We start from the raw sequence: 13,365 nt of genomic DNA on the forward strand, positions 1-13,365 counted from the left end.
GGTCAGACTCCCGTCTTCGTCGTCGGGGCGCCCCACCGCTTCGCCCATATCTGAAGGGCCTCGGCCAGCGTGTGCTGGCCCATGGCCCCCTGGTACTGGAGCTGGAACTTCCAGCCGTCCTCGTTCGACGGGCTGCGCTTGTTCAGCCGCAGCAGCCCGCGGTACTTCATCGACACCGGGTTGTTGCTGAACGCCGTGGTCGCCACCCGCCGGATACGCCGTGAGAACGCCCGCTGGCACAGCAACTGCGCCTCGGCACTCATGGCCGCGAGGACGATGAGCTTCGACAGCCGCGGGTAGTCGGTCGGCGCGACCGCGAAGTCCGAGAGCACGTACGCCTCATCCGGCGTGAACGTGCTGGGCGCCATGGCGAACACACCGAGCAGCCGACCGCCTCCGTCCCGGACCGCGACGGCCAGGTTCGCCGAGCCGGGCGCGATCTTCGGGTTGAGGTACCGGGAGCGGAGCGCGTTGAACTGGCCCGGCTTCAGCAGCGACAGCGTGAGCGGGCCCGCCAGTTCGTCCCCCTCACGCAGTCGAGGAACCTTCACCGGCTCGATCGGCTGGCGCGGGGCGACGATCCGAGTCCGGGCCTCACTGGCGTACACGTAGAAGGGAGCCGCACGCGGCGTCGCCTTGATCACGCCACGCAAGTACGGGTGCAGTTCGGGCACATCGTGGTTGGAGGCCGTCAGCCAGTACGGGCGGTCCGTGATCGCGCCGAGCACATCGACCACGTCAGCGTCCGACAGCGGCTCGTACTGGGGCGCGTCCCAGGTGAAGTGAGCCTCCAACGGCTCGTACAGCTTCTCGTAGCCACCGCCGTAGAAAGGAGGGAAGGAGCACACCGGGGCGTCACGCGGAACCTTCTGAAGCCAGGAGCGCACGTCCTCCACCTCGTACGAGGCGAGTTCGATGCCCGCCCCGGACAGCCGCTCGACCGTCTCCGCGTGCTTGGCCTTCCACTGCTCCCGGTAGGAGCGCACCACGCGTTCGTGCCAGAGCCCGTCGCGGCCAACGCTGGCGAGGAACCGGGTGCCGAGCATAAGCGTGGCAACGGTCCCAACTCCATCGTCCAAGGAGTCGGCGAGCCAGCCGAGTTCGTCTCGGCTTTCCTCACGCGGTTGGATGCCGACCGGCTGCCGAGTGAGCCAACGGCCGACCGCGCTGGTGTAGATCGACACGTCAGAGGAGTGGAGGGTGAAGCCCAGGCCGGCCAGTGATCGTTCGATGGTGAAGTTGCCGCAACACGGGACGTGGACCGACCCCCGCGGCCAACTGGACGCTGTTTCTCGGACGATGGCGCGCATGGGGCTCGGAATGGTGCCTTGAAACATCTCGCCTCTCGAGTGCACGCTACACAGAGTGACGATGCCCGGCCTGTCGGATTTCCGGGCCGGGCATCGTGCGGGAACCTAACCTAGAGATAGGTTAATTTATTTTAAATCATGTCATCTATCTATGGCTGGCAACGCCCGACTTAGACCGTGTCCACGTGGTGAGGCGGACGTTGGGCCGTACATGGGGCGGGGTACGTGGAGTTTGGACTGGTCCGGACGGGCTGTGGGAGACCGCGAAGCCGCTGATCCCGCCGTCGAGAGTGCGGCCGCCGGGTGGCGGGACTCAGGACACGCCTGATGATACGCTCCGCGGCCATCATCTACGTCCTGGTCAGGGGCTGCGCCTGGCGCCAACTGCTGTCCTGCTTCGGGATATCGAAGTCGACTGCTCACCGCCGGTTCCTGATCTGGTCGAGAGCTGGTGACTGGGGCCGACTGCACGAAGCCGTGCTGCACCGCCTCGACGACGCCGGCCTCGTCGACGTCACCCGCATTGTCCTCGACACCGCCCACGGCAGGGCGAGAAAAGGGGCGAGCACACAGGTCCGAGCCCCGTGCACCGGGGCAAGCCGGGTTTCAAGATGCACGTTCTGTCGGACGCGAACGGACTGCCTCTCCTCGTCGGCATCTCGGCCGGTAACACCCACGACGAAGGGCTGAAGCCCATGGGCGAGGGTCACCAAACGAGACACGACCCTTATCGAGGCCGGTACTTCAAGCCCCAGCGCCTTCACGCCGACAAGGCGTACGACCGAGCCGATCTGGGGAAATGGCTGCGCGGCAAGCGGATCGGAGTGCGCATCGCCCGCAAGGGCATCGAATCCAGCGAGCGCCATCCCCGCAACTACCTGGAACTACCTGGCCCTTCTCGGACTCGCCGCCGCCCGCTGCTACTACAAACGCCTCGTCCGCCCCACCACGTAGGACACGGTCTTAACGCCCACTCAGTTGCGGCGGATTCCTACGTCCCGGTACCGCTCATCTTGACCGACACAGTGGGATTGCCCGGGTCGCTGCTGGTGAGGTGGAAGATCGCTTTGGCGATCCCCGCCGCGGTGGGCTGGAAGTGCACGGTGAGGTCCTGCTCCTTGCCAGGCTGCAGGGTGAACGGGAAGCCGGGGCTGCTGGTGAGAGAGAAGGCCAGACTGCCCGAGGCCGGCGCGAAGCCGGTCACGCTGAGCGGCGTCGATCCAGCGTTGAACACCTTGGCCACCAGGTTAGCCGAGCTGCCCACCGCCACCTTTGCGAACCCGAGGTTGGCGACGACGGCCACCCGGGGGCCCGCTGATGCGAAGAGCTCGAAGACGCTGCGGCCCTCCGTGCCGACGCGCAGTAGCGACGGCGTGCGAGACCAGTCGAGGGCGAGCGCCACGCAGCTCGCAGTGGGCAGTCCTACGCCGAGCACGCGCCAGGTCGCACCGTCATCGGTGCTGAACAGCACGCCGGTCTCGTTGCCGCAGATCAACGTCGGCGGCACGAGGGGAATACGGTGCTCTGTCCACGCCAGCCCGTCCACGGAGGTGAGCACGGTACCGAAGTCGCCGACAGCGATGAACTCCGAGCCCCTCCAGAGCATCGCATTGAGCCGGTAGACCGACCCTGTCGCCCGCAGCGCCCAGGTGACCCCGTCCGGCGAGGTGACCACCTCACCGGTGTTGACCGCGCCGACGAAGCGCACGCCCGACCACGCCACGTCGTTGATCTCGTTGGAGGTCGGCGACACGCGTGCGGTCCAGGTGTTGCCGTCCGGCGAGGTCAGGATGGTGCCGATGCCGGTGGCCACATACTGCGTACCCGACCAGACGACGGAGACGAGGTTGGCCGCCGTCGGGGCCGCATGCGGGGTCCAGGCGAGACCGTCCGGCGAGGTGACCACGGTGCCGGAATACCCAACCGCGACGAACTGGCCGTGGCCCCAGGTGATGTCGAGCAGCGCCTGCGGGGCCGCGTTGTTGACCGGCGTCCAGGTGACGCCGTCCGGCGAGCGGTAGACCGTGCCGCCCGACGCAGAGGTGGCAACCAACACCGCCCCGGACCAGGCCACACCCTGCAGCGCCTCCCCGGGGGGTCCCGCCTTGCGTGTGGTCCAGGTGATCCCGTCCGGTGAGGTGAGGATGGTCCCGCCCACGCCGACTACAACGAACTGCGAGCCCGTCCAGACCACGTCGACCAGCGCGTCGTAGGCGTCCGAGACCTGCGCCGTCCAGGTGATCCCGTCGGCTGACGTCATGACGGTCCCGAACAGCCCGACCGCGACGATCAGGCTTTCGGACCTGGTGATGCCGAACAGGCCGTTGCTTGAGCCCGGGTCCATGGCAACGCTGTGGACGGGTAGGTCGGGCAGGTTGGTGGCTACCGGACCGCCGTCGGTGCCGCTGGCGTCGACCCAGGTCATGCCGTTGTCGGTGGTCAGGTAGACGTGCCGGCTGCGGTTGGGCGGCGCGATATCCGAGTAGCCCCCGGCTCCTACCATCACGCGCCTCGGATCGAGAGGATCGACAGCGATGCTGGAGACGCCGCCTTCATGCAACCCAGTCGAGTACGAGTTCCACGTCGACCCCGTACCCATCAGCGCGTTGTCGGTCCGCCACATCGAGCCGTCGGACAATCCCACCCACACGCTCTCGCCGCCGCTGCCATACACGGGCGCGATGCTGAGGATAGCGGCGGGGAAGGTGTGGATGCTGGTGAAGTTGGCGCCGTGGTCGGTGCTCTGCAGCAGCTGCGGGCCATAGACGCCCTCTGGGCCGCCGGCGACGTAAACCCGGCTGCCGTCGCCGGGATCGACGGCAATGGCTTTGACGAAACCGGGTGTGATGCCCGCCGCGAAAGCCCACGACATGCCACCGTCGGTGCTGCGCAAGAAGACGTCGTTGTCGGTGGCGAAGACATTCAGTGGAACGAAGGGGTCGACGGCCACCCAGCCGCCGTCGCCGCCGAGCCGAGGAGCCCAGTCGATGCCGGGCATGCCGGGCGCGCGCTGCACGGTGCCGTTGTCCAGCGAGCCGGCGTAGCTGTAGCCGTTGTTCACCGCCGAATGCCGGCCGATGTCGAGGCCGCCCCAGCGGACGAGGAGGGTGGCGACGCCCTCGTTGAGGTTGGTCCAGGTGCTCCCGCCGTCGCCGCTGACCGCGGTGCCGCCGTCGGTGCCGACGTACAGGCGGGTGGGCGGCGCGCCCCAGTGGGGTTGCGGGGTGAAGATGATGGCGTGGTGGTCGACGTGGACCTTGCCCGCGGTCACCGATGCCGGGGTGAAGTTGTCGCCGCCGTCAGTGGACAGGTGCAGTTCCTGGAAGCCGAGGTAGAGCCGCCTGGCGTCCTGCGGGTCGACGCCGATGGTCTGGTCGAAGCCGAACTGTCCGCCGGTGGCGGCCGCCTTGGCTGCGGGCTTGAGCGTCCAATTGCCGCCGTCGTTGGTCGATTTGAACAGCCCCACCCAGGTCTGGGTACTCTGCGTCGACGCCGTCGCGTAGAGGGTGTGGTGGTCGGGCTTTGTCGACTGCGTCATGGTCACGGTGTCGTAGGTACCAGCGGCCGGCGCACCCGGGTTGGCGAACAGATTGGTGGGGAAACTGGCGCCGGCGTCGGTCGACTTGTAGATGCCCGACCCCTCGATGCATGCGTACACCGTGCTCGGCGTCGCGGTGTCGAGGTGCAGGTCCGAGAGTATGCCGCCCAGGATGGGTGCGTTGTTGTCATAAATGCCGGCGTTGTTGCCGAAGGTGGAACCGTCGTTGGCGGAGCGGTACACCCCATGGATGAAGGTGCCCACCACAACCACCCCCTTGGAGGGGAGGACGATGCGCACCACGTCGGTGCCAACCATGGCGGTTCCGCCGATAGTGCTCCATGTGTCGCCGCCGTCGACCGAGCGGAATAGCGACGGGAAGCGGGTCCCGAAGATGCCGCCCGCATACACGATGTCCGGGTTGACGGGGTCGAGGGCCACTGCGCTCATCTGGTTCCACGGCAGGCGATCGGTTTTCGGTGCCCAGGTGGCACCGCTGTCGAGGCTCTTCCAGATGCCCCCCGCCGTGGCGACGTAGATTGTTTGGTCGCTGCTGCCTCGCGGATCGATGGCGACGTCGTAAACGCGTCCCGCCACCGGCGCGGGGCGGTCGCCCAGAGTCTCGCGGATCGGTGCCGGCCCCACCTGCAGCCACTCCGCCGCGACCAGCGGACCACTTCCGGCGCCACCGCCGAAGCCAGTGCTGTGCAGGCGCATGGCACCGTGTTCCAGCCCCTCGGCTTGCTGCAGCGCCTGAAGCCAGGCCTCACGGTTGAGCACCGCGTCCGTTCTCGCCGTTGCCAGCCGGTGCGCCTCGTGCAAGCGCGTCCTGAGAGCCATCTCGGTGGTCGGATGCTGGGTCATGGTCTGACCTCCGCCGTGCTCGCCCGAAATCTGTGTGGCTGAGGGCATCAGGAAGCGTCTTCCACGACGTCCCTGTAATCCAGCGTGACGCCTGGAACAGATCACCGCCACTGGGGCCAGACCAACGGCAGTTCCTTCCGCGTGTTCGCCCGGCCGGAGAACTCCGGCAACTACTCGTGGTGGGACCGCACCGTCCCCACCTACAGCTTCTACACCCGCGACAGCGGCCAGAACTGCGCCAGCGCCGACGGCGTGGTGCGGGGATCAAGGGCCGCACCACGGTCGACGGCGGCTGCCCGATGGCTCGCGACCACAGCCCCTGCCCCGACCGTCCTTTGAGCGCCCGGCTGACCATCACCAGCGGCGACGGCGGACGGACGGTCACCGAAACCACCAGCGCCGTCGTCCCGACCGCCCAGCCGGTGTCCGTCACCGTCAGGAGCGGACGGTTCACCACGGTCACCATCTCCTTCGACTCAGGTATCCGCTGAACCTGAGACGCAACAGCCGCCCCGGCAAGACGTGCCGGGGCGGCTGTTGCGTTCATGGTCTGTCGGTCAGGGGCTGTCCTCGCCGCCCCCGGTGCCGCCGTTGGCCAGCCACTGCGCGTAGGCGATCGCGGCCAGACGGGCCGAGAAGGCGTTGTCACGTGCGGTGGCGGTCGTGGCGGTGGCGGTGCCTGCCGCTGCGGTGAGGCCCGAAGTCGGTGTGTACATCGCCTCGTTGAAGACCGACCCGCTGGGGGCCGAGGCGACGGCGAAGACGGGGTGGGCCGTTCCGCCGGAGAAGGACGTGGAGATGTAGTCGCCGACCATGGTGCCCTGCGTGGTGCCCGCCAGCCAGGAGTGGGTCATCGGGCCGGCCAGCTGGGTCGGCGGCGTCCAGGTGCTGCCGCCGTTGGTCGAGGAGACGTATCCGACGTCCAGCTGGCAGGTGGCGGCGGTGCAGTTGGCGACCGGGTGGTAGTAGTACGCCAGCGCCAGGTGGGCGGTGGTGCCCGAGGTGGCCGGGTCGACGGCGAGGCCGGGGATGAAGTGGTCGACGGTGCTGGTCGTGGCGTCGATCGGGATGCGGGTCACTGCCGACCAGGTGGTGCCGTTGGTGGTCGTGGACATCACGATGTCGTTGGAGGTGCAGGAGCCCCCGCTCGCACGGAAGCGGCAGTCCTGCCAGACCACGTACGCCTTGCCGGCGGCGTCGATCTCGGCGGAGGGCAGCGGGCCGCTGCGCAGGCCCCCGTGCACGGTGAACGTGCTGACGGTGGCGATGGTGGTGGTCGAGGTCCAGGTACTGCCGCCGTTGGTGGACCGGAAGGAGAGGATCGACGTCTCGGAGGCGTTGGAGGCCGGGACGATCACCGTGCCGTTGGGCTGGACGACGGGCTGGCCGCCCAGGCCGGTGGCGTTGTTGCCGGTGTTCTTCGAAGCACCCCAGGTGAGACCGCCGTCGCTCGACGTGGTCATCTTCAGACGGTCGCCGTCGCCGTTGTTGTCGTACTCGGTGTAACAGTTGCCGTAGAAGGCGCTCGTGGCGGTGTTGTCGCAGACGATCCAGTTCTTGTCGAGACTGGAGCCGGTCGCGGTGATGACGGGGTTGCTCCAGGTCAGTCCGCCGTCGGTGGAGCGGCTGGTGAAGACCTCGGGGACGGTGACGGACGAGGTGATGGGGATGGTGGAGATCAGCCAGGTGTTGTGTTTGGCGTCGTAGGCCACTGAGGGGTCGCTGACCCGCTGGAAGGTGCCGCCCGCCTGGGTGGTGATGCCGGGCAGGAAGCCCTTGGTCCAGGTGGTGCCGCCGTCGGTGGAGGTGGAGAAGCCGATGTTGGAGGAGCCGCCGTCGTTGAACCGGCCGACCTGGAAGGCGGAGACGATCGTGGAGCCGTAGGAGAAGGTGTCCGGCTCGACCTCGGTGGCGTGCTGGCTGGTGGTGTTGGTGTAGGGGTCGGTGCTGATCTGGGTGAGGGCGGGCGCGGCGGTGGCGGTGGTCGTCGACAGGGCCAGCACGCCGGCCGCGAGGGCCGCGGTCACCAGGCCGGGTCTCGCCAGGCGGTGGAGCAGGGATGCCAGGGACATGATCCGTTCCCTTTCGAAGAAGGGGCACGTCCGGCATCGGTGCGTCGCGCAGTGGGGTCGGGAGCATGCCTCGTACACGTCCGCGCCATCAGGGCGGGCGGAGCCCGGCCGAACCGAACATCGTGCAGGACGTGCTGAAGGACGCCGCCACTCTGCTGCGGCATGCATGACCATGTCAACGCTTTCCGGTGCAACACCACTCGAACCACAGGGAATTGACGCCCCCTTGACCCTCGAACACCCCGATGGCCCGCCTTGCCGCACCACGTTTTACAGGCAGCCGCTGCCACGGGGACGGCGGATAAAGGCCAGCAGTTCGGCGTCGCGGGCGGTGTAAAGCCGGTAGCCGGCCGAAGTCCGCTCGGCGGTGATCTGCATCCTCTTCGCCTCGGACCTACGCTGAGACCCCCCGCTTCTCCTCGGGCGACGGGAACCGAACAGCGGCCGAGGACGTCGCAGTGACGCTCGGAGGCGCATAGGGAGTGGTCATGACGCTGGAGGACTGCAGACGGGGTCGCGGATCCTGGACCTCGCTCGCGACCGTCCTGGTTGCCCTCTCCTGTGTTCTGACCGCTTGCGGAGGCGGAGGCGACGATTCGAAGGCGGACTCGCCGCCGCCGCGTCCTTCGACCGGTTCACCCACCGCCACCCCCTCGGAGAGCGGCCCCGGTACGCCGGAAGTCCCCAGCTCGCCCTCTGCCACAAGGTCGGCAACAGCACCGTCGACGCGAGCCCCGGCCTCTCATGGGACAGCCTCCACGTCCCCAGGGTGCGTCGCGGGCTCCACCACAGTGGCCGTCAGCCCTGGCGACGCGGTCAAGCAGCGACTCTGCGTACGGCCCGGGACGGTGGTGGCCCTCGTCCTGAAGTCCCGTACGGACGACAAACGGTGGACGGCGGTACAGAGCTCTGCTCCGGTCTTCGCCCTTGTGTCCGAGTGGCAGCCGGAGTCGGACGGCTCGGCCCGCGCCTCGCTGCGCTGTGCGGGTACCCGGGGTGGTACCGCGAAGATCACGGCGACGGCGAAGGCACCGGACGTGGCGGGCGCTGCGCGCGTCGCCTTCACGCTGCACGTGAGCGTGGTGCCGTACACGACGCAGGGGTGATCCCGGAGACCCGGGATCACCCCTGCGACCTTGCTAGGTCACTTGCAGTCGCTCACCTTGATCGTGTAGATGCCGCGCCCGTGAGTGGCCGCATACAGCGTCTTCCCGTCGGGGCTCAGCTTCAACTGGAGTACGGCGACCGCCGGGAGGTTCCCGACGCGCTGCCAGGTCGTACGGCCCGGTGCGCGGTAGACGACGCCGAGGTCGGTGGCGACGGCGAGGCCGCCGTTGGAGGTGACGACCGCGGAGTTCGTCGGCACGTCGGGGAGGTTCTTCGAGATGTCCTTCCAGGTGGTGCCGCCGTCGGTGGACTCGAAGACGTGGCCCACGCCGGCGCCGGGGCCCTCGGTCCAGTGCCGGGAGAAGCCGTTGACCGCGAGGTAGACGTGGTCGGCGTTCTTCGGGTCGACGGCGAAGCCGGCGAGGTAGCGGTTGGGTACGGTGCCGTCCGCGCCCGTGCTGGGCAGGGTGATGTCGTGCCAGCCGGTGCCGTCCGCGTTGCCGACGGAGATGCCGCGCGCGAAGCCCTGGTTGTTGCAGGGCCCGCACCAGGCCGCGTACACCTTGCCGCCCGAGGCCGCGACGGCCGTCGCGGTGCGGCCGGCGCCGAGGTCGTACACGCTGGTCCACTCGTCGCCGCTGCGGATGGCGTAGCCGTGGGTCTGCACCCAGATGTGCCGGCCGCCGGCGATCCAGGTCGCCGGGTTCTTCGCGTCGGCCGTGATCGGGGCGATGAAGCGGGCCTCGCCGGTGGCGTTGTCGGCGGGGGCGACGTTGTACGACGTGATCTTGCTGGGGTCGGTGACCCAACTGCCGTCGTTCACCGCGCAGTTCTGGGTCACCTGGATCGCGAGGTAGACGTACTCCTCGGCGAGGTTGCAGCCGTTGGCCGGGTCGGTGAGGGTGTCGCCGCCGTCGCCGCCGAAGTTGGAGCCCATGACGGTGTCGTTGCTGCGCAGGATCGACTGGCCGTTGTCCTGGAGGCCGCCGGTGACGGAGACGCCGCCGTAGGTCAGGTCCTTGCCGACGCCGACCGAGTAGTACTGGAGGGTGTCGATGGTGCCGTCGTTGAGGGAGGTCCAGTCGGTGGCGTGGCCGGAGGCGTCCTGGGAACCGTCGAGCGGGCGCTTGTAGACGCCGCCGTCGTTGCCGACGTAGACGAAGCTCTTGCCGTGGTAGCTGCCGATCGCGACGCCGTGCTGGTCGGGGTGGGTGGTCTGGTTGCAGTCGCCGGTCTGCTTGGTGGGGTCGATGCTCCAGCAGGGGAAGCCGAAGTTCCAGTACGGGCCGACGGTCGACCAGTTGGTGCCGCCGTCCTTGGTCTCGTGGACCTCCTCAAGGCCCGCGTAGACGTGCTTCGAGTCGTTCGGGTCGACGGTCAGGAACTGGTTGTACCAGGACTGCACGCCCGGCATATAGCCGCTGGAGGTGAGCGCCGAGCCGTCGGCGGCCAGCTGCGTGTAGTCGGCGACCTTCGTCCAGGGACCGAACGGCGAGCCGGCACTGTAGATGCCCTGAAGGCCGCTGTCGGGGTTGGCGACCATCTGCGCGGGCGACTCGTCGATGGCGTAGTAGCGCGAGCCGTCGGCGGAACGGGCGAACGTGACCGTGCCGACATTGGCGGCGTCGGTCGGCAGATCGCCGAAGCCGATGGTGATCCGGGTCCAGGTGCCGCCGGCGTCCTTGGCGTAGAAGCCGTTGTAGTCGTCACCGCTGCGCCAGCCGACCGCGAGGACCACCTTGGAGGGGTTCTTCGGGTCGATCGCGATGTCGTTGGTGATGTTCTTGTATGCGGCGCTGGCGTCGGTCGCCTTCGATCCCCCGGGCAGGTAGTCGGGGTTGGGCGCGAACTCCAGCTTCCACGCGCCCTTGAGCGTCTTCGTGGAGTGGCTCCACACGCCCTCGCTGGTCGCGGCCCACACCTTGCCGCCGCCGAAACGCAACTGGCGGACGGTGGTGGATTCCAGCTCGTCGCCGCCGACCCGGCTGCGGGCGGAGAACGTGCCGTGGCGGGGGTGGGACAGGACGTAGACACCGCTGCCGAGGTAGGCGTCGGCGTTGGTGTTCGCCTCGCCGGTGCCCAGCCACAGGCGCCCGCCGCCGTCGAGCGCGAGCGCGCCGGTGGACTGCGAGGGCAGCTTGTCGCTGATGGGCTGCCAGTGCCCGCCTCCGCTACGGGAACGCCACACGCCACCGCCCGCGCTGCCCGCAAAGACGTATCCGTCGTCGTCGGCGGCCACGGCGGCTATCCGGCCGGTCACATTGCCCGATCCGCCACTGGAGTTGGAGTCGTAGTCGCGGTAGCGCGGGTCGTCGGAGTTGTACGGCAGGTCGGTGATGTTGCGCCAACTGCCGCCGGTGCTCGGCAGGTTGGTCAGACTCGTCCAGGCGGCTCCGTACGCGCCCGGTGCGACGATGCCGGGTGAGGTGCGGGCCTCTGTGTACTGGTCGGCGCCCTCGGCTATCTCGTCGGCCTCGTTGCCGTCGTCACCGCCGCCGTCGTCCTCGGCTTTCGCCTTGGGGCTGACGGCAGCCACCGACTGCCCTCGTTCGGCGGCGAGTTGAGCCAGTGCGCGGACCCCGAAGGGGGTGCCGCCCGAGCCGGGCGCGGCGCCGGCGGGTATCGCCACAAGGGCGGCGGATGCGCTGATGGCACAGATCGTGAGCCATCGTCTCTTGCGGGTTGGTGCTGACACCAGGTCCTCCGAAGAACGGGTGGTCATAGCCGTCGCACAGAACCCGATCACCGGCGGCAGGAGGCGTCCGCTACTTGGACAAGTCTTTGACCAGAACCTGTCACTAGGGGTGGCCGAAAGTCGGCTCCGTGTCGCGCCGCAACCGAGGAGCGGCACAGCCAGGGACGCGGATGGCGGCGATTCCGTCCTGGCCCAGAGTCTGGCCCCTCACTGTGTCCGGGTTACGGTCGCAGTGTGGCGAATGAGGTGGATGGGCAGTGGCTGCTGGTGTCGGTGACGACGGCGGGGGCGGCACCGGCGTTGCGGATGCAGGTGTGGCGGAAGCTGAAGGGACTGGGGGCGCTGTATCTGCAGCAGTCGGTGTGCCTGCTGCCCGACCGGCCTGTAGTAGCCGCCGCTGCGGCGGAGCTGGGCGAGCGGGTGCGGGCCGACGGCGGGCGGATGCGCGTGGTGCACATCCAGGTCAGCGACGAGGGTGAACGCCGCGAACTGGCAGGGGAGATGACCGCTGCGGTCGACCGTGAGTACACGGAGGTGCTGGAGCGGCTGCCGTCGTTCTTCGCGGAGCTGGAGATGGAGTCCGGGCGCGGGCGGGCGATCTTCGCGGAGGTGGAGGAGTCGGAGGCGGATCTGGAGCGGTTCCGCTCCTGGGTGGCGAAGATTGGGGCCCGGGACTACTTCGGTGCCCCGCAGGGCGAGCGCGTGCGGGCGGAGCTGGCGCGGGCCGGTGAGGCGCTGGTCGCGTTCGAGACGGCGGCCCTGGCGGGTGAGGACGCGGACGGCGCGAGCGAGCCACTCTGACGGGGTGCAGTTCAGAGTCCGGGGTATCGCACAGAGAGCGAAGCGGTCGATCAACGGCCCTTGCAGGTCACGGCAGTTGAGCACGGTGCGGCTGGCATGGCTGACGATCTGCGCCAGGGTGAGGACCGGAATCGCCATGCGGAGCGCGAACAGGGCGGTGAACACGGGCAGGAGCAGCACCCCAGCCGCAGCCGGCCACCACCGAGACCAGGGCGAGGGCGAAGGCTGCCGTTGAGGCGGAGGGAAGGGTGAGGGCCCTGCGTGGCTACTGCAGGGGCGCGACAGGGGCAGTCGGAGACGGAGCGTATGACGTTCGGATCATCACCCGTACGTGGTGAGTGAGGGCCTGAGCCCGACGCAAACCCTACATGTTGTAGGGTTTGCGTCGCCTGCCGTGCTCAGCACTGATCGGGGGACTCTGTGCAGGAGCCCAAATTCACGTCGGAGACGCGTAATGCAGCCTTCGAACGCATCGTGGATCAGGCTCTCAGTGCCCCGGAGATCCTGACCGCCGCCAGTCGCACAGGGGCGCCGCTCACGCTGGAGCAGCTCCGTGCCAAGGCCGTGAGGGGGCGCACCGACATCATGGAAACCGCCGCTGCGCACGAGAAGCGCGGGCTGATGTTCGCTCTGGCGGCACTCTTTCTGAGTCTTGGTGTCGTAGCCGCAGGCGTGTATTTGATGAGCGGGTTCAGTCTGCACACCCTCGACCGGCGCCCGCAGATGGGCGACGCACTGGCCACGGCAGGGCTGATCGTGGCAGCCGTGGCGGCGGGAGCGTCGGCGGGCAATCTCGCCTGGCTGCTGAACGCGACGTACCGCTGCTCCGGAGTCGAGGGCGAATCGCTCACCGGCGAGGATTCCTGTGCGAGGCGAACGCGGGACGACGGGGAACGCGCCTCGCTGGAGCGTGCGGTGATGTCCTTCCTGCTGCGTCACCTCGACGCGGACGTGCGGGACCGATAGCGCCGGACGGCC

9 protein-coding genes and 1 pseudogene are annotated in these 13,365 nt (G+C 68.5%); 6 read left to right on the forward strand and 4 right to left on the reverse strand.

The genetic code is table 11. From position 1 onward, the window contains the following. Window positions 1-2: 2 nt before the first annotated feature. The gene (locus ACWDEW_RS05170; RefSeq protein ID WP_450509766.1) at window positions 3-1,337 is read right to left on the reverse strand and encodes a putative antirestriction adenine methyltransferase; all 1,335 of its coding nucleotides are present in this window, start codon (window positions 1,335-1,337) and stop codon (window positions 3-5) included. A 184-nt stretch (window positions 1,338-1,521) separates the two neighbouring features. On the opposite strand from ACWDEW_RS05170, the pseudogene ACWDEW_RS05175 reads away from it, so the two are divergent. Then, window positions 1,522-2,264 (forward strand): annotated as a pseudogene (locus ACWDEW_RS05175) (IS5 family transposase). A 37-nt stretch (window positions 2,265-2,301) separates the two neighbouring features. Here ACWDEW_RS05175 and ACWDEW_RS05180 read toward each other — a convergent pair. Then, window positions 2,302-5,712 carry a choice-of-anchor D domain-containing protein gene (locus tag ACWDEW_RS05180; RefSeq protein ID WP_450509768.1) on the reverse strand — a complete coding sequence of 1,137 codons (3,411 nt, stop codon included), beginning with the start codon at window positions 5,710-5,712 and terminating at the stop codon, window positions 2,302-2,304. An 84-nt stretch (window positions 5,713-5,796) separates the two neighbouring features. On the opposite strand from ACWDEW_RS05180, the gene ACWDEW_RS05185 reads away from it, so the two are divergent. Then, the gene (locus tag ACWDEW_RS05185; RefSeq protein ID WP_450509770.1) at window positions 5,797-6,051 is read left to right on the forward strand and encodes a hypothetical protein; all 255 of its coding nucleotides are present in this window, start codon (window positions 5,797-5,799) and stop codon (window positions 6,049-6,051) included. Then, window positions 6,048-6,203, forward strand: coding sequence for a hypothetical protein (locus ACWDEW_RS05190; RefSeq protein WP_450509772.1), 156 nt, complete (start codon window positions 6,048-6,050; stop codon window positions 6,201-6,203). The genes ACWDEW_RS05185 and ACWDEW_RS05190 overlap by 4 nt, the downstream gene beginning before the upstream one ends. Before the next feature lie 66 nt (window positions 6,204-6,269). Here the strand turns inward: ACWDEW_RS05190 and ACWDEW_RS05195 are convergent, their stop codons facing one another. Further along, the gene (locus ACWDEW_RS05195) at window positions 6,270-7,784 is read right to left on the reverse strand and encodes an exo-alpha-sialidase (protein ID WP_450509774.1); all 1,515 of its coding nucleotides are present in this window, start codon (window positions 7,782-7,784) and stop codon (window positions 6,270-6,272) included. Between the two features lie 791 nt (window positions 7,785-8,575). Between ACWDEW_RS05195 and ACWDEW_RS05200 the strand changes: the two genes are divergently transcribed. After that, the gene (locus ACWDEW_RS05200) at window positions 8,576-8,890 is read left to right on the forward strand and encodes an acetyl-CoA synthetase (protein WP_450509775.1); all 315 of its coding nucleotides are present in this window, start codon (window positions 8,576-8,578) and stop codon (window positions 8,888-8,890) included. Window positions 8,891-8,928: 38 nt separating this feature from the next. On the opposite strand, the gene ACWDEW_RS05205 is transcribed toward ACWDEW_RS05200, so the two are convergent. After that, window positions 8,929-11,586 carry a glycosyl hydrolase gene (locus ACWDEW_RS05205; protein ID WP_450509777.1) on the reverse strand — a complete coding sequence of 886 codons (2,658 nt, stop codon included), beginning with the start codon at window positions 11,584-11,586 and terminating at the stop codon, window positions 8,929-8,931. A gap of 234 nt (window positions 11,587-11,820) precedes the next feature. On the opposite strand from ACWDEW_RS05205, the gene ACWDEW_RS05210 reads away from it, so the two are divergent. Both ACWDEW_RS05210 and ACWDEW_RS05215 read left to right on the forward strand, forming a co-directional pair. Then, complete coding sequence (locus tag ACWDEW_RS05210; RefSeq protein WP_450509778.1) at window positions 11,821-12,387, forward strand: Chromate resistance protein ChrB; 567 nt, start codon at window positions 11,821-11,823, stop codon at window positions 12,385-12,387. Between the two features lie 420 nt (window positions 12,388-12,807). Further along, entirely contained in the window at window positions 12,808-13,353 is a 546-nt protein-coding gene (locus ACWDEW_RS05215) for a hypothetical protein (RefSeq protein WP_450509780.1), read from the forward strand. The last annotated feature ends 12 nt before the right edge of the window (window positions 13,354-13,365 follow it).

The sequence above is a fragment of the Streptomyces sp. NPDC001100 genome, from assembly GCF_053598575.1.

Coding starts and splice junctions, on each gene's coding strand:
- ACWDEW_RS05195 (WP_450509774.1), bottom strand. CDS start 7,784: ATGTCCCTGGCATCCCTGCTCCACCGCCTGGCGAGACCCGGCCTGGTG.
- ACWDEW_RS05180 (WP_450509768.1), bottom strand. CDS start 5,712: ATGACCCAGCATCCGACCACCGAGATGGCTCTCAGGACGCGCTTGCAC.
- ACWDEW_RS05170 (WP_450509766.1), bottom strand. CDS start 1,337: ATGTTTCAAGGCACCATTCCGAGCCCCATGCGCGCCATCGTCCGAGAA.